The organism is Streptomyces sp. NPDC059080, from assembly GCF_042739975.1.
Lineage (GTDB): Bacteria > Actinomycetota > Actinomycetes > Streptomycetales > Streptomycetaceae > Streptomyces > Streptomyces benahoarensis.
Map to the genome: position 1 here is coordinate 124,517 of NZ_JBHYGX010000010.1, position 17,769 is coordinate 142,285.

Annotated in this window: 6 protein-coding genes and 1 pseudogene; 4 read left to right on the top strand and 3 right to left on the bottom strand. The window is 71.7% G+C overall.

Features of this window, described 5'->3' with window-relative positions; genetic code table 11:
- Position 1 precedes the first annotated feature (1 nt).
- The 3 genes from ACFWWQ_RS11265 to ACFWWQ_RS11275 form a co-directional block, all read right to left on the bottom strand.
- Positions 2-886 carry a TauD/TfdA dioxygenase family protein gene (locus ACFWWQ_RS11265; protein ID WP_384593733.1) on the bottom strand — a complete coding sequence of 295 codons (885 nt, stop codon included), beginning with the start codon at positions 884-886 and terminating at the stop codon, positions 2-4.
- A gap of 80 nt (positions 887-966) precedes the next feature.
- Positions 967-1,245 (bottom strand): acyl carrier protein, encoded by a 279-nt coding sequence (locus ACFWWQ_RS11270; protein WP_384593736.1) that lies wholly within the window; start codon positions 1,243-1,245, stop codon positions 967-969.
- Positions 1,242-2,330 (bottom strand): beta-ketoacyl-ACP synthase III, encoded by a 1,089-nt coding sequence (locus ACFWWQ_RS11275; protein WP_384593739.1) that lies wholly within the window; start codon positions 2,328-2,330, stop codon positions 1,242-1,244. Before ACFWWQ_RS11275 ends, ACFWWQ_RS11270 begins: the two co-directional genes overlap by 4 nt.
- A gap of 501 nt (positions 2,331-2,831) precedes the next feature.
- On the opposite strand from ACFWWQ_RS11275, the pseudogene ACFWWQ_RS11280 reads away from it, so the two are divergent.
- The 4 genes and pseudogenes from ACFWWQ_RS11280 to ACFWWQ_RS11295 form a co-directional block, all read left to right on the top strand.
- A pseudogene (locus ACFWWQ_RS11280) lies at positions 2,832-8,651 on the top strand (type I polyketide synthase); the annotation flags it as partial.
- A 35-nt stretch (positions 8,652-8,686) separates the two neighbouring features.
- Positions 8,687-14,209: a type I polyketide synthase gene (locus tag ACFWWQ_RS11285; protein WP_384593742.1), complete on the top strand. Its 5,523-nt coding sequence runs from the start codon at positions 8,687-8,689 to the stop codon at positions 14,207-14,209.
- 77 nt (positions 14,210-14,286) lie between these two features.
- A complete protein-coding gene (locus tag ACFWWQ_RS11290) occupies positions 14,287-16,164 on the top strand; it encodes a type I polyketide synthase (RefSeq protein ID WP_384593745.1) in 1,878 nt (625 codons plus the stop codon).
- Positions 16,165-16,167: 3 nt separating this feature from the next.
- Positions 16,168-17,754, top strand: a complete 1,587-nt coding sequence (locus ACFWWQ_RS11295; RefSeq protein ID WP_384593748.1) for a long-chain-fatty-acid--CoA ligase — start codon at positions 16,168-16,170, stop codon at positions 17,752-17,754.
- Positions 17,755-17,769 lie beyond the last annotated feature (15 nt).

Below are 17,769 nucleotides of genomic sequence, written 5' to 3' on the forward strand. Positions count from 1 at the left end.
GCTACGCCCCGGTCTCGTACAGCTTCCGGGTGTCGTGCACGGTGACCCGGTAGGAGACGGTGGGCTCGGGCGTGGTGGTGTGCCGGGCCCGGTGGATCAGGCTGCGGTTGTCCCAGACGAGCAGGTCACCCTTCTCGAACTCCTGCAGATGGATGTTCTCGTGGGTCTGGGCCTCGTCGAGCTGGCCGGTGGCGTCGAAGAGGCGCTTGAGCAGCTCCTCGTCCAGCGCGTTGCCGTCGGCGTCCTCGATGCCGACGGTGAACCCCTCGCTGATGTACAGCACCTTCTCGCCGGTCATCGGGTGGATGAAGACCGTGGGGTGGACCACCGGCGGCGTCTTCGTCTCGACCTCCTTGAGGATCTCCGAGATCGGCCGGTAGACGTCCTGCGGACGGATCTTGAAGTACTTGCGGACGCTGTGCCGGCAGGACGTCCCCGCCACCGCCTCCTTCAGCTCCTCGGGCAGCTTGCGGTATGCCTCGCCCATGTCGATGAAGCACGTCCCGCGGTTCCGCTCGGGGATGACCTGCGGGTAGATCAGGGTGATCCCGAACGGGTCCGGCATGAACTGGTAGTCCGCGTGCCAGAACTTGCCGGTCTTCGGGACGCCGATCTGCTTGCCGTTCTCCGGGACGTTGGAGGAGACGAAGACCTCGGGGTGGTCCGGGTGGCGGTACATCGGCTCGTAGTACCCCTCCGGGCGCCCCAGCCGCTTCCCGAGGTCGTGGAAGGCCGTCGGTGCGAGGTCCTGGTTCTTCAGTACCGCGATCTTGTGCTTGTAGACGGCCTGCTTGAGCGCTTCGATGTCCGCGTCCGACGCGGCGGTGTGGTCGAAGTCCGCCACCGTCACGCCCATGTGCCCGTCGGTCTGCGGTGTGATCTGCATCGTGTCAGTCCTCTTTCCCGGTCGGATGTCCCGGATGATTCCCCGGCCGGATCTTGTGGTCGGTTTGCCGGTTGATGGTGTTACGCGGTGGTCTGGTGCAGGGGCTCGTCGGCGGAGAGCTTGGACTCGATCAGCCGCACGGTCTCCGCGAGGGAGAGGTCCTGGGACAGCTCGGTGTCGGTGACCTCGACGCCCAACTCGCGTTCCAGCCGCAGCGAGATCTCGACCATCGTGAGCGAGTCGACACCGAGGCCGGCGTACGTCGCGTCCGGCGTCAGCTGCTCGGCCGGTGCGTCGTGCAGATACTGCAGGACAGCGACCAGCTGGTCGTACAGCTGCTCGTGCGTGGGGTTACTCATCGTGGGTCCTCTCCTTGGCCGATGTCGGGCCATCGCAGTACGCAGGAGCCCCAGGTCAGGCCCCCGCCGAAGCCGGTGAGCAGTACCTGATGGCCGGGCTTGAGCGTGCCCTCGGTGTGGGCGTGGGCCAGTGCCAGCGGAATCGACGCGGCACCGGTGTTGCCCACGTCGACGAGATGGCTGGCGCAGCGGGACCGTTCGATCCCGAGGTCGTCGGCCACGGAGTGCAGGATGCGCACATTGGCCTGGTGCGGGACGAAGTAGTCCACGTCGCCCGGCTTCCAGCCCGCGGAGGCGAGCGTGGCCCGGGCCGAGGCCGCTATGCGCGTGACGGCGTGCCGGTACACCTCTTTGCCGCGCATCGCGAAGTGCTGTTCGCCGCGGGTCGGTGGGCGGGATTCGGCCCACTGCCGGGAGCCCCCGGCCGCCACCATGATCAGCTCTTCCGACGCGCCGTCGCTGCCCAGGTCGAAGTGGTCAAGTGCGCCTGGTTCGTCGGGGTTTCCGGCGCGCAGGACCACGGCGCCCGCACCATCGCCGAAGATGATGGCGTTGGTGCGGTCGTCCGGGTCGACGATGGAGGAGTACACATCGGCGCCGATCACCAGGACCCGCCGGGAGACCCCGGTGGCGATCAGACCGGCCGCGGTCGCCAAGGCGTAGATGAGCCCCGTGCAGACCGCCGACACGTCGAAGGCGGCGGCCTCCTGCAGCCCGAGCCGGGTGGCGATCAGGGGAGCGGTGGCCGGGCAGGGGCGGTCGGGTGTCGTGGTGGCGAGCAGGACGGTGTCCGGGGCCGGGCCGCCGGCCGAGCGCAGCGCCAGGCGGCCCGCTTCCACGGCGAGGTCGGAGGTGGCCTGCCCGGGCTCGACGGCGTGACGCCGCTGGATTCCCGTCCGGGTGGTGATCCACTCGTCTGTGGTGTCGAGGCGGCTCGCGAGCTCTTCGTTGGTGACGACCCGCGGCGGGACCCAGCCACCGACACCGCACAGCACCGCGGCCCGCCCGGCTGGCGCACCGAACGGATCGGCGGGTATGGACGGCTCGAAATCGGGGGAATCAGGTGGTCTTCCGAAATCGCTCATGGCGACACCTCTGGAGAAACAGGGAAAGCGCTTGAGGGGGAATGCCGTCCGCAGGACACGCATACAGCATCTGATCCATGCGCTGTCAGCGGTAGAGGCGTCTTCAACGAAAAGGCACAAAGACCGCGATGTCAATAATGGACGGGATCTCTGAAGCAGGTCTAAGGCCGCTCTAAAGTCGGCCGCAGCTTCGTGTCCGGGGGGCGACTTCGCCGGACCTCTCTCCGAGAGAAGTCCCTGAGCTGCAGTTATGCGCTACGGAACCGCGGTTCCGGCCGGTGCCGTACCGGCCGGGAGGGGTGGTGCGGCAGGCTTCGCGAGAACGCATGAGGCTTGTGGCCGGGACGGCGCGCGACGAGTATCAACCCCGGCCTGCGGGCCAGCATTGTTGGTTGGCAACGGAAATTCCGCCCGGATTTCCCTGTGATTCGTTGGTTCTCCCGGCCGCCCAGTGGCGTGGGCGCTCCCTTGCGCGGATTTTGAAGGTGCGATCTCATGAATTCTGCTTCGGCGCTCGCCCAGCGACTCGTCGGCCTCTCGGGCGGCGAACGGACCCATGTCCTGCTCCAGGCGGTACGCGGCCAGGTGGCCGAGTTGCTGGGATACCCCGGCCTGGAGGACGTGCCGGCCGATGTGACGTTCCTGGACCTGGGCGTGGACTCGCTCATCGCGGTCGAACTGCGCGACCGGCTCGACGGTCTCAGCGGCGCGAGCCTGCCGTCCACCATGGTCTTCGACCACCCGACGCCGACGCTGCTGGCCGAGTTCCTCGACACTCAACTCGTCGGCGAATCCGAGCCGGTGGCGTCTGCGGAACCCGAGCCGACGGCCACGGGGGTGAGCGACGAGCCGATCGCGATCGTCGCGATGGCCTGCCGCTTCCCGGGCGGTGTGGAGTCCCCGGAGGACCTGTGGGAGCTGGTCTCCTCCGGCGCGGAGGGACACGGCCCGTTCCCTGACGACCGGGGCTGGGATCTCGAGGCGCTGTACGACCCGGACCCCGACCGGCAGGGCACCAGTTACGTGCGCGAAGGCGGATTCCTCGACCGTGCCCTGGAGTTCGACGCGGCGTTCTTCGGCATCTCGCCGCGGGAGGCGGTGGCGATGGATCCGCAGCAGCGGCTGCTGCTGGAGACGTCGTGGGAGGCGCTGGAGCAGGCCGGCATCGACCCCGCGTCACTGAGGGGATCACAGACCGCGGTGTACGCAGGTGTGGCCAACTTCGACTACCCGCTGGTCGCCAAGTCCGTGCCCGAGAGCGACATGTACTACACGACCGGCACCCACAGCAGCGTGGCCTCCGGCCGGGTGGCGTACGCCCTGGGCCTGGAAGGCGCCGCGCTGACCGTCGACACGGCATGCTCGTCGTCGCTGGTGACGATCCACCTGGCGGCGCAGGCGCTGCGCCAGGGCGAGTGCTCGATGGCGCTGGCCGGCGGGGCGACCGTGCTCTCCGGCCCCAGCGTCTTCCAGGGCTTCTGCCGGCAGCGCGCGCTGTCGCCCGACGGGCGCTGCCGCTCCTTCGCCGCGAGCGCGGACGGCTTCGGACCCGCCGAGGGCGTGGGGATGGTCGTGCTGGAGCGGCTGTCGGACGCGCGGCGCAACGGGCACCGGGTGCTGGCGGTGGTGCGCGGCAGTGCGGTGAACCAGGACGGTGCGTCGAATGGCCTGACGGCTCCGAACGGTCCGTCGCAGCAGCGGGTGATCCGGCAGGCGTTGGCCGCGGCGGATCTGTCGGTGGGCGATGTGGATGTGCTGGAGGCGCACGGTACGGGGACGGCGCTGGGCGATCCGATCGAGGCGCAGGCGTTGCTGGCGACGTACGGTCAGCGCGATGCGCAGGCCGCTCCGCTGTTGCTGGGGTCGATGAAGTCGAACATCGGCCATACGCAGGCGGCAGCGGGCGTTGCCGGTGTGATCAAGTCGGTGCTGGCGCTGCAGCACGGCGTGGTGCCGGCGACGCTGCATGTGGATGCGCCCTCGCCGCACGTCGACTGGTCGGCGGGCGCGGTGGAGTTGGTGACGGAGCAGGTGCCGTGGCCCGAGACCGGTCGGGCTCGTAGGGCCGGTATCTCCTCGTTCGGCATCAGCGGGACCAACGCCCACGTCATCTTGGAGCAGGCGCCGCAGGAGCAGGAAGCGTCGCCGGCGGCGGAAGCTGTCGCGCCGGGCTCGGCCGCGGGCGGGGTGCTGTGGCCGGTTTCCGGCCGGTCGGAGGCGGCGCTGCGGGAGCAGGCGGGACGGCTGGCGGACTTCCTGCGGACGGGACCGAGCGGCGTGGGATCCGACGACGCGGGCCCCGAAGTGACGGATGCGGGCATCGCGGTGGCGTTGGCCCGGCACCGTACGGCCTTCGAGTATCGCGGCGCGGTGGTGGCACGGGACCGGTCCGAGGCCGTGGCGGGCTTGGAAGCACTCGCGGGCGGGACGGAGTCGGCCGGGGTGGTGACCGATCGCGTGGTGCCGCCGGGCCAGGGAGTGGTGCTGGTCTTCCCTGGTCAGGGGTCGCAGTGGGTGGGCATGGGCCGGGCGCTCCTGGATTCGTCCCCGGTGTTCGCGGAGTGGGTCGACCGGTGCGAGCGGGCCTTCGCCCCGTACCTGGACTGGTCGTTGCGCGCGGTGTTGCGCGGAGAGGCGGGCACGGCCTCGCTGGATCAGGGCGACGCGGTCGTGCAGCCCGCCCTGTTCACCGTCATGACGGGACTGGCCGAGCTGTGGCGTCACTACGGCGTGACGCCGGCGGCGGTGGTGGGCCACTCCCAGGGCGAGATCGCGGCGGCCTACGTGGCGGGCGCATTGTCGTTGGAGGACGCCGCACGGATCGTGGCACTGCGCAGCCAGCTGCTGAAGGAGCTGGCCGGGAAGAGCGCGATGGCCTCGGTCATGCTGGGCCGGGCCGCGGTCGAGGAGCGCCTGGCCGCCGGGGACGGCCGGTTGTCCGTCGCGGTGGCCAACTCGCCCGCGTCCACGGTGGTGTCGGGTGATGCCGACGCGATCGACCAGCTGCTGGAGCGCCTGGCAGCCGAGGGCATCTGGGCCCGCCGCGTCCCCATCGACTACGCGTCCCACTCGGCGCACGTCGAGGTGGTCGAGGAGCGCATGAGGGAACTGCTGGCGGACATCGAGCCGCGGTCGGCATCCGGTGCCGTTTTCTGCTCCACGGTGACCGGCGAAGTGCTCGACACCGCTGCTCTGGACGCGGGGTACTGGTACCGGAACCTGCGGGAGCCCGTGGAGTTCCAGCGGGCGGTGGAGACGCTGCTGGCCGCCGGTCACCGGGTGTTCGTGGAGGCCAGTGCGCATCCGGTGCTGACGGCCGCGGTGGAGCAGGTGCTGGAGGCATCGTCGTACGAGGGCGCGGTGCTGGGGTCGCTGCGTCGGGACCACGGCGAGCTGGAGCAGTTCGTCACCGCGCTGGGACAGGCGTATGTGCGGGGAGTCGGGCTGGACTGGGAAGCGGTTCTGGGGACCGGCCCGGCCGAAGTGGCGCTGCCGACGTACGCGTTCCAGCGGGAGCGGTTCTGGCCCGCATCCGTGGCGCCTGCCGCCGGTGACGTGGCGGCGGCCGGGCTGGCGGCGGCCGGGCATCCGCTGCTGGGCGCGGCGGTGGAGTCGGCGGAGACCGGCGAGGTACTGCTGACGGGGCGTCTGTCCCTGGAGTCTCACCCCTGGCTGGCCGATCACGCGGTGGCCGGGTCGGTGCTGCTGCCGGGCACGGCGTTCGTGGAGATGGCGCTGCGTGCCGGTGAAGAGGTGGGGTGCGACGAGCTGGCCGAGCTGGTGCTGGAGGCGCCGCTCGTGCTGCCGGAACAGGGCAACATCCGCGTACAGGTGACCGTCGGCGAGCCGGACGACACCGGACACCGGCCGGTGTCCGTGTACTCCCGGGACGAGTCGGCGGGCCCCGGAGACCCGTGGACCCGGCATGCGGGCGGTCTGGTCACCGAGGCCGCGACGTCCGGTTCCGGCGATGCGGTTTCGGATGACGTACGGGATGCCGACGCGTCGTGGCCGCCGGCCGGCGCACAGCCGGTGGCGATCGAGGACTTCTACGCACGGACGGCGCGGCGCGGTTACGACTACGGTCCGGTGTTCCGGGGACTGCACGCGGTGTGGCGGCGCGGCGAGGAACTGTTCGCCGAGGTGCGCCTGCCGCAGGCTTCCAACGGCGCACCGCGCGGGGGCGATCCGGCCGGTGCATTCGGCCTGCACCCTGCCCTGCTGGACACCGCTCTCCACCCGATGCTGCTCAACGGCGGTCTCGACGACGACGGCGAGGGGCCTTGGCTCCCGTTCTCCTGGAACGCCGTCCGGCTGCACGCCACGGGCGCCGATGGGCTGCGGGTCCGGTTGCTGCCCCGGGGCACCGGCACAGTGGCCGTCGAGCTGGCCGACCTTACGGGCCGGCCGGTGGCGTCGGCGCGTGAGCTGGTGACCCGGCCGGTCTCGGTCGAGCAGTTGCGCCAGGCCCGTGACGGCGCGGAGCAGGCGCTCTTCCGCCTGGCCTGGCAGCCGCTGCCCGAGGCGAAGGCGGTCGCGGCCACGGACACCTACGCGGTCATCGATGCCGGTGCGGACCTGGGCGCGCGGGACGTCGCCGCCCGTGCCGGAACGGCCGTGCGAGCCGAGGTCTATCCGGACCTGGCTGCTCTCGGAGACAGCGCGCCCGGCGTGGTGCTGGCGCCGTATCCGGGCGTGACCGCCGGCGTGGACGTACCGCAGTCGGCGGCGGCGGTCACGGCGGACGTGCTGGAGCTCGTACAGCAATGGCTCGCCGACGACCGCTGGGCCGGCTCCCGGCTGGCTGTGCTCACCAGCAGCGCGGTGGCCACCGAGCCCGGCGCGGATGTCACCGGCCTGGCCGGCGCCCCGGTATGGGGGCTGGTGCGCTCGGCGGAGACCGAGAACCCCGGCCGGTTCCTGCTCGTGGACATGGATGACGACCCGTCGTCCTGGGCGGCGTTGCCCGCCGCACTCACGGCGGCGATCGCGGCTGAAGAGTCTCAGATCGCGCTGCGCGGCGGGCGGGCGCTCGTGCCCCGGCTGGCGCCCCACGGCCAGGACGCGCCCGCGCCCGTACCCGACGTACCGGACCGGCCCGGCACCCTGCTCGTGACCGGCGGCACCGGCACCCTGGGCGGCCTGGTCGCGCGGCACCTGGTCCGTACGCACCGCTTCGCGCACGTGGTGCTGACCAGCCGCAGCGGCCGGCAGGCCCCCGGTACAGCGGAACTGGAAGCGGAGCTGGCGGCGCTGGGCACCAAGGTGACCATCGCGGCGTGCGACGCCGCCGACCGAGCGGCACTGACCGCAGTCCTGGACGACATCCCCGGCGACCATCCGCTGACGGCCGTGGTCCACGCGGCGGGCATCCTGGACGACGGCGTCGTCCCCTCGCTGACCACCGACCAGCTCGCCCGCGTCATGGCCCCGAAGGTACGGGCGGCCTGGAACCTTCATGAACTCACCCGCGGCCACGACCTGTCCATTTTCGCGCTGTTCTCCTCCGTCGCCGGCATTCTCGGCACCGCCGGGCAGGCGAACTACGCCGCGGCGAACGCCTTCCTGGACGGCCTGGCCACACACCGCAGGGCACAGGGCCTTGCCGCCACCTCACTGGCCTGGGGTTACTGGGACCAGGCCACGGGGATGACCCAGCACCTCGACCGGGAGGGCACGCTGGCACGGCTCCGCCGGATCGGTGTGCTGCCGCTGGAGACCGAACAGGGCCTCGCCCTCTTCGACACCGCGACGGCCAGGGGGACGGCCACCGCGGAACCCGTCCTGGTGACCACCCGTCTCGACACCGCCGCACTGCAGTCCGGCGCGGGTGCCGTGCCGCTGCTGCTGCGGGGGCTGGTCCGCATGCCCCGGCGTCGCCGTGCGGCGACGAGCGGACCGGAGACCGCAGCCTCCGGACTCGTCCAGAGTCTGCTGGCCGCCGACACGGAGACCGAGCAGGACCGGATGCTGCGCAGCCTCGTACAGACCGAGGTGGCTGCGGTACTCGGTTCCGTGACTCCCGAAGGCGTGCGGCCGGAACACCGCTTCATCGACCTCGGATTCGACTCGCTCACCACCGTCGAGCTGCGCAACCGACTCTCCCGGGCAACCGGGCAGCGGCTGCCCGCCACGCTGGTTTTCGACTATCCCACCCCCGCCGAGCTCGCCCGCTACCTGCGTGAGCGGCTGCTCCCCGAAACGGCCGCGACGGCCGGACCCGGGAACGAGGAGCCGTCCGGTACCGCCGAGGCGGATGCCATCGCCGCGATGGACGTGGACGAGCTCATCCGGCTGGCGCTTGACGATCACCACTCCTGACCACACAGCACCGAAGAGCGAGGTTCGAGTTCGAGATGGACGCACCCAACGAGAAGGTCGTCAGCGCCCTGCGGGCATCGCTGACCGAGGTCCAGCAGCTGCGGGCGGAGAATCAGAAGCTGCGCGACACGGCATCGGAGCCGATCGCGATCGTGGGGATGGCGTGTCGCTTCCCCGGCGGTGTGGAGTCCCCCGAGGACCTGTGGGAGATGCTGTCCTCCGGCGGGGAAGGGTTCGGCCCGTTCCCCGACGACCGGGGCTGGGATCTTGAGGCGCTGTACGACCCGGACCCCGAGGGACAGGGGACGAGTTACGTCCGGGACGGCGGATTCCTCCGGGAGACCGTGGAGTTCGACGCGGCGTTCTTCGGTATCTCGCCGCGGGAGGCGCTGGCGATGGATCCGCAGCAGCGGCTGCTGCTGGAGACGTCGTGGGAGGCGCTGGAGCAGGCCGGCATCGACCCGTCCTCGGTCAGGGGCAGCCGCACGGGTGTGTTCACCGGGGCCTTCCCGTCGAACTACTCGCTGCTCCTCCAGCCGATCTTCGACCAGGTCGAGGGGTACTTCGACCTGGGCACCACGACCAGTGTCGCCGCGGGCCGGGTGGCGTACGTGCTGGGCGCCGAAGGCCCCGCGGTCGCGGTCGACACGGCGTGCTCGTCGTCGCTGGTGACGATCCACCTGGCGGCGCAGGCGCTGCGCCAGGGCGAGTGCTCGATGGCGCTGGCCGGCGGTGTGACGTCGATTCCCACGCCCACCGTCTACATCGAGTTCAGCAGGCAGCGGGCGCTGTCGCCCGAGGGCCGCTGCAAGCCCTTCGCCGCGGCCGCCGACGGCACCGCCATGAGCGAGGGCGTGGGGATGGTGGTGCTGGAGCGGCTGTCGGACGCGCGGCGCAACGGGCACCGGGTACTGGCGGTGGTGCGCGGCAGTGCGGTGAATCAGGACGGTGCGTCGAATGGCCTGACGGCTCCCAATGGTCCGTCGCAGCAGCGGGTGATCCGGCAGGCGTTGGCCGCGGCGGATCTGTCGGTGGGCGATGTGGACGTGGTGGAGGCGCACGGTACGGGGACGTCGCTGGGTGATCCGATCGAGGCGCAGGCGTTGCTGGCGACGTACGGTCAGCGCGATCCGAAGGCCCCTCCGCTGTTGTTGGGGTCGATGAAGTCGAACGTCGGCCATACGCAGGCGGCGGCCGGTGTCGCGGGTGTGATCAAGTCGGTGCTGGCACTCCAGCACGGCGTGGTGCCCGCAACGCTGCACGTGGACGCGCCCTCGCCGCACGTCGACTGGTCGTCCGGTGCCGTGGAGTTGGCGACGGAGCAGGTGCCGTGGCCCGAGACCGGTCGGGCTCGTAGGGCCGGTATCTCCTCGTTCGGCATCAGCGGGACCAACGCCCACCTCATCTTGGAGGAGGCGCCGCAGGAGCAGGAGGAAGCGCAGGCGGAAGCTGCCGCGCCGGGCTCGGCCGCAGGCGGGGTGCTGTGGCCGGTTTCCGCCCGGTCGGAGGCGGCGCTGCGGGAGCAGGCGGGACGGCTGGCGGACTTCCTGCGGACGACGACGGAACCCGAGGTCGCTGACGCCGGGATGGCGGTGGCGCTGGCCCGGCACCGTACGGCCTTCGAGCATCGCGGCGCGGTCGTTGCGCGGGACCGCGCGGCGGCGATCGATGGTCTGGAAGCGCTGGCGGCCGGGGTGTCCGCCCCGGACGTGGTCACGGGCCGGGAGGCAGAAGGCCCGGGAGTGGTGCTGGTCTTCCCCGGTCAGGGGTCGCAGTGGGTGGGCATGGGCCGGGCGCTCCTGGATTCGTCCCCCGTGTTCGCGGAGTGGGTCGACCGGTGCGAGCGGGCCTTCGCGCCGTATCTGGACTGGTCGTTGCGCGCGGTTCTGCGAGGCGAGGAGGGCACGGACGCGCTGGATCAGGTCGCCGAGGTCGTGCAGCCGGCCCTGTTCACCGTCATGACGGGGCTGGCCGAGCTGTGGCGTCACTACGGGGTGACGCCGGCGGCGGTGGTGGGCCACTCCCAGGGCGAGATCGCGGCGGCCTATGTGGCCGGTGCGCTGTCGTTGGAGGACGCCGCACGGATCGTGGCACTGCGCAGCCAGCTGCTGAAGGAGCTGGCCGGGAAGGGCGGCATGGCCTCGGTCATGCTGGGCCGGGCCGCGGTCGAGGAGCGCCTGGCCGCCTGGGGCGGCAGGTTGTCCGTCGCGGTGGTCAACTCGTCCGCGTCCACGGTGGTGTCGGGTGATGCCGACGCGATGGACGAGCTGCTGGACGGCCTGGCGGCCGAGGGCATCTGGGCCCGCCGCGTCCCGGTCGACTATGCGTCCCATTCGGCGCATGTCGAGGTGGTCGAGGAGCGTCTGAGGGAACTGCTGGCGGACATCGAGCCGCGGTCGGTATCCGATGTGGTCTTCTGCTCCACGCTGGCGGGTGAGGTGATCGACACCGCCGGTCTGGATGCCGGGTACTGGTATCGGAACCTGCGGGAGCCGGTGGAGTTCCAGCGGGGTGTGGAGGTGCTGCTGACCGCGGGCTACCGGGTGTTCGTGGAGGCCACTGCGCATCCGGTGCTGACGGCGGCGGTGGAGCAGGTGCTGGAGGCATCGCCGTACGAGGGGGCGGCGCTGGGGTCGCTGCGTCGGGACCAGGGGGAGCTGGCGCAGTTCGTCGCCGCGCTGGGACAGGCGTATGTGCAGGGCGTCGGGCTGGACTGGGAAGCGGTTCTGGGGACCGGCCCGGCCCGGGTGGCACTGCCGACGTACGCGTTCCAGCAGGAGCGGTTCTGGCCCGCATCCGTGGCGCCCGCCACCGGTGATGCGGCGGGGCTCGGGCTGGCGGCTGCCGGTCACCCGCTGCTGGGCGCGGCGGTGGAGTCGGCGGAGACCGGTGAGGTGCTGCTGACGGGGCGTCTGTCCCTGGAGTCTCATTCGTGGCTGGCCCATTACGCGGTGGCGGGGTCGGTGCTGCTGCCGGGCACGGCGTTCGTGGAGATGGCGCTGCGTGCCGGTGAAGAGGTGGGGTGCGACGAGCTGGCCGAGCTGGTGCTGGAGGCGCCGCTCGTGCTGCCGGAACAGGGCAATGTCCGCGTACAGGTGACCGTCGGCGAGCCGGACGACTTCGGTCACCGGCCGGTGTCCGTGTACTCCCGTACGGAGGACACGCCACCGGGACAGCCCTGGACCTGCCACGCCAGGGGGGCGCTCGCCGTCGGCGACGGCCGGGCGCCCGAGGGATCCGGCGTCTGGCCGCCGCCGGGAGCCGAGCCGGTGCCCGTCGAGGGGCTGTACGGGCGGCTCACGTCCCTCGGCGCGGAGTGCGGACCGGCGTTCCGGGGACTGCACGCGGTGTGGCGGCGCGGCGAGGAACTGTTCGCCGAGGTGCGCCTGCCGCAGCTCCCCATGGACGGCCCGTCGGCGTCGACCTGGAAGCCCGGTGCGTTCCTCGTGCACCCCGCGCTGCTCGACGCGGCCCTGCACCCGCTCGGTCTGGACGCCACCGAGCTGCGGCTGCCCTCCGCCTGGCGGAAGGTGACCCGGCAGGCCACGGGCGTATCCGAACTGCGGGTCCACCTGGTGCCCGGCGGCCCCGATTCCGTGTCGTTGACGGTGAGCGGTACCGACGGCCGGCCGGTGGCTGCGGTGGAGGCGCTCACGCTTCTTGCGGTGGACCTGGAACAGATCACCGCGGCCGGGGACAGCCGCCGCGACGTGCCTTTCCGCACCGAGTGGCAGCCGGTGCCGCCGGCCGGTGCCGGCGGATCGTGGGCGGTGCTCGGGGACGGCCTGAACGTGCCCGGTGCCGAGCGTTACGACGATCTCTCCGCGCTGCTGGCGGCGTTGGACGGGGGCGCCTCCGCACCGGATGTGCTGCTCGTCCCCCACTTCGCGGCGCAGGCCCAGGACACACGGGAGGGCGCGCTCGCCGACCGGGCCCAAGAGGCGACCTGCCGAGCGTTGGCGCTTCTGCAGGAATGGCTGGGGCAGGAGCGGCTGAACCAGAGCCGACTGGTGCTGGTGACGCGGGGCGCGGTCGCCGCAGGTGCGGACGAGCGGGTGCCGGATCTGGCGCACGCCGCATCGTGGGGGCTGGTGCGCTCGGCGCAGAGCGAGAACCCGGACCGGTTCGTGCTGCTGGACACCGACGACGACAGTGCGTCGCTCCGCGCGATTCCCGGCGCGGTGGCCACCCGCGAGCCCCAGCTGGCGGTGCGGGCGGGACAGGCCCTGGCGCCGCGCCTGGTGCGCGCCGATGTCCTGGAAGGAGACCCGGCCGCGCCCGGCGACCCGGACCGCGCGACCTTCGGGGACCCCGACGGTACGGTGCTGATCACCGGTGGCACCGGGGCACTGGGCGGCCTGGTCGCCCGCCGCCTGGTGACCGGGCACGGCGTACGGCACCTGCTGCTGATAGGCCGTCAGGGTCCGCAGGCGCCGGGCGCGTCGGACCTGGAGCGCGAGCTGTACGAGCTGGGCGCGGCAACGGTGTCCGTCACCGCGTGCGACGCCGGGGACCGCGGTGCGCTGGCGCAGTTGCTGGCAACCGTACCGACGGAACACCCGCTGACCGCGGTCGTGCACGCGGCCGGCGCCCTCGACGACGGAGTGATCGGCTCGCTCGGGCCCGACCGGATCGCCAGGGCGTTCCGGCCGAAGGCCGACGCCGCGCTCCACCTCCACGAACTGGCCGGCGAACTGGGCCTGGACCTGCGGAGGTTCGTGCTCTTCTCCTCGGCGGCGGCGACGCTCGGCGCGCCAGGACAGGCCAACTACGCCGCCGCGAACGCGCTGCTGGAGGCGTTGGCATGGCACCGCAGGGCCGCCGGGCTGCCGGGCACCGCGATGGCGTGGGGTTACTGGGACACGGACAGCGGGATGGTCGGCGAGCTGGACCGGGACGGTCTGGCCGCGCAGCTCCGCCGCACCGGGGTGCTGCCTCTGGACACCGAACAGGGCCTCGCCCTCTTCGACTCGGTGGCGAACACCGAAGCGCCGGTGCTGCTGACGGCGCGGCTGGACACGACCGCACTGCGCACTTCGGGCGCACCGGTGCCGCCGCTCCTGAGTGCCTTGGTCCCCGCCGGGCCGCAGGACGGTGCGCTGCGTACCGGATCCGACGACACGGACGGTCTGCGGACGCGGCTGGCCGGGCTGCCGGAGCCGGAGCGGGCGGCTGAGCTGCTGGACCTGGTACGGGCCCGGATCGCTGGTGTGCTGCGGTACTCCGAGGCCGGCGGCATCCCGCCCGAGAACTACCTGGCCGATCTGGGCTTCGACTCGCTCACCGCGACCCAGCTCCGCAACGTCCTCGACGAGGCCACCGGCCTGCGGCTGCCCGCCACGCTCGTCTTCGACCACCCCACGCCGGCCGCGTTGGCGCGCTACATCGGCGCCCGGCTCTTCGGCACGACGGCGACCGCCCCGTCCGAAGAGGCATCGCCCGCATCGCCCGCAGCCGCCTCCGATGCCGACGCGGTCGACGATGCCGACATCGCGGACGCCACCGACGAGCAGCTCCTGCAGCTGATCGACGAAGAACTCGGCGCCGCCGACCGGTGAGCGGAATCTCATCCGCCGATCCGCTGATCCGCCCGACCCGGACCTCGACCGACCTCAAGGGAAGGCTCCCCTCGCTCATGGCAAACGAGACCCAGCTGCGGGACTACCTCAAACGCGTAACGCTCGATCTCCGGCGTGCCAAGCGGGAGTTGGCGGACCTCTCCGAGGCGGCGGAGCGGCAGAACGAGCCGGTGGCCATCGTCGGCATGGCCTGCCGGTTCCCGGGCGGTGTGCAGACCCCGGAGGACCTGTGGCGGCTGCTGGAGAACGGCGAGGACGCCATCTCGAAGTTCCCGTCCGACCGGGACTGGGACGAGGACCTCTACGATCCCGACCCCGACCAGCCGGGCACCTGTTACACCCGGGAGGGCGGCTTCCTGCACGATGCCGCGGACTTCGACCCGGAGCCCTTCCGGATCTCCGAGCAGGAGGCACTGGCCGTCGACCCGCAGCAGCGGCTGCTCCTGGAGACGGCCTGGGAGGCGCTGGAGCGGGCGGGTATCGACCCCACGTCCTTGCGGGAGAGCCGGACCGGTGTGTTCGCCGGCGTCATCTACAACGATTACGGCGGAAACGTGGCCCGGCCGCCCGAGGGGTTCGAGGGCGACCTGGCGGTAGGCAGCCTGGGGAGTGTGGCCTCGGGCCGGATCGCGTACGCGTTCGGGCTCCATGGACCGGCCGTGACGGTGGACACGGCGTGTTCCTCGGCGCTCGTGTCGCTGCATCTGGCGATCCAGTCGCTGCGCAGCGGAGAGTCCTCGCTGGCGCTGGTGGGCGGGGCCACGGTGATGGCGACCCCGAGCCCGCTGGTGACCTTCAGCCGGTCGCGTGCGCTGGCCCCGGACGGACGCTGCAAGTCCTTCTCCGACGCCATGGACGGTATGGGGATGTCCGAGGGCGCCGGGATGCTCGCCCTGGAACGGCTGTCGGATGCCCGGCGCAACGGCCGTACGATCCTCGCGGTGGTGCGGGGTTCCGCCGTCGTCCAGGACGGTGTGTCCCATTGGCTCACCGCGCCCAACGGGCAGGCGCACCGGCGGATGATCCGCGAGGCGCTCGACGCCGCCCGGCTGGGACCCGGGGACATCGACGCGGTGGAGGCGCACGGCACGGGCACGCCTTTGGGTGACTCGATCGAGGTGCAGGCGCTGATGGACACCTACGGTGCCGAGCGCCCGCCGGGGCAGCCCCTGTGGCTGGGGACCCTGAAGTCGAACATCGGGCACACGCAGGCGGCGGGCGGCATCGGCGGCATCATCAAGTTGGTGATGGCCATGCGGAACGGCCTGCTGCCGAGGTCGCTGCACGCCGAGCAGCCGACGTCGATGGTGGACTGGTCCGCGGGTACGGTCCGGCTGCTGGCCGAGCCGGTGCCGTGGCCGGAGCGGGACCGGCCGCGCCGCGCGGGCATCTCCTCCTACGGAGTCAGCGGCACCAACGTCCACGCCATCATCGAGCAGGCACCGCCGCCCGGCCCGCTCGACCAGTCGTCGCCGGCGGACTCTCCCGACCGGACCGCGGCCACCGACCCCGCCCTCGGGTCGCCCGTGCCGTGGTTGCTGTCCGCCGCGTCCGTACCGGCGCTGCGCGCGCAGGCCGCCCGCCTCCACGCCCACCTGACCGAACACCCCGAGCTGGCGGACCGGGACGTGGCCCGTTCGCTGGCGGCGAGCCGTGCCGGTCTCAAGCACCGCGCTGCCGTGCTGGCGGCCGACCGTGACGGCTTCCTGGAGGGCCTGGCCGCGCTTGCCGAGGGACGTGCGGAGCCCGGAGTCATCGGCGCATCCGCCCCGGCCGACTTCCGCGCCCGGGTCGAGGCCCACTGCCAGGGCGAGTCCGTGGACTGGGCCGGCCTCTTCTCCGGTTCCGGCGCCCGCCTCGTGGACCTGCCCACGTATGCCTTCCAGCGTCGGCGCTACTGGCTCCGGGCCACACGATTCCAGAGGAATGGGTGAACCATGACCGCTCACATCGCACCTCCGCCGGACCTGCGGACGCTTGACGCCACGCTCGCCTTCCACGCCGAGCAGCAGCCGGACCGCACCGCCATCTGCTGCGAGGGCGCCCAGCTCAGCTACGGGGAGCTGCGCGGGGAGAGCGCCGCGAGCGCTGCCGCGCTGCTGGCGTCGGGCGCGGGGAGAGGGACCCGGGTCGCCTACTTGGGCAAGGAGTCGGTGCGGTTCTACGAGCTTCTCTTCGCCTGTGCCATGACCGGCGTGGTGCTCGTACCCGTGAACTGGCGGCTCGCGCCCGAGGAGGTGGCGTACATCCTGCGCGACTCGGTCGCCGAACTGCTCTTCGTGGAGGAGGAGTTCCTTCCGACAGTGCGTCAGTTGCGTGCGCAGCTCACGGATGTGCGGGAACTGGTGCTTCTGGACTGTGCGGGGACGGACGGGACGGCGTTCCTGGAGTGGCAGGCTGCCGGGGCGGGCGAGGCCGTACCGGCGCAGTCCCACACCGACGACCCGCTCGCCCAGATGTACACCAGCGGCACGACGGGATTCCCCAAGGGCGTGGTCCTGGCCCACCGCAGCTTCTTCGCGGTCCGCGGCCTGCTGGACGCGGAGGGTCTGGACTGGATCGACTGGCGGCCGGACGACAAGAGCCTCATCGGGATCTCCGGCTCGCACATCGGCGGGCTGTGGTGGGCCACCCAGGGGTTCAACGCGGGCGTCACCAACATCGCCGTACGCTCCTTCGGTGCCAAGGACGTACTGGAGCTGATCCGGACGTCCGGTATCACCACGGCGTTCATGGTTCCGGCGATGCTGCTGATGCTGCTGTCGGAACCGGACTCCTCCAGTGCCGACTTCGTGACCCTGCGCAAGACCATCTACGGCGGATCGCCGATCTCCGAGACGCTGCTCCAGCGGTGCATGGAGGTCATGAAGTGTGACCTCGCGCAGATTTACGGTCTGACCGAGACCGGGAACACCGCGGTGTGCCTGCCGCCCGCCGATCACGTGCTGGGAAGCCCCCGGCTGCGGGCGGCCGGGCGGCCCTACCCCGGCATCGAACTCAAGATCATCGATGCGGACGGCGTGCCGCTGCCGCCCGGGGAGGTGGGGGAGGTGTGCCTGAAGACCCCCGCCCGGATGCTGGAGTACTGGAACCTGCCGGAGGCCACCGGCAAGACCCTCATCGACGGCTGGATCCACACCGGCGACGCCGGGTACAGGGACGAGTCCGGCTACCTGTTCATTCAGGACCGCATCAAGGAAATGATCATCCGGGCCGGGGAGAACATCTACCCGGCCGAGGTGGAGAACGCGATCAGCGCGCACTCGGCGGTCCTGGATGTGGCCGTCATCGGCGTCCCGGACGACCGCTGGGGCGAGGCGGTGCACGCCTTCGTCGTACGGCACCCGGACGCCTCCGTCGCGCCCCACCAGCTCAGGGCGTTCCTCGGCGACCGGCTCGCCGCTTTCAAGATCCCCACCAAATACGAGTTCATCGACGCGGTCCCGCGCAACCCCAGCGGCAAGATCCTTCGCCGTGTCCTGCGCGACCGTTTCTGGACCGAGCACGACCGGGCAGTCAACTGACCCGGTTCTCAATGC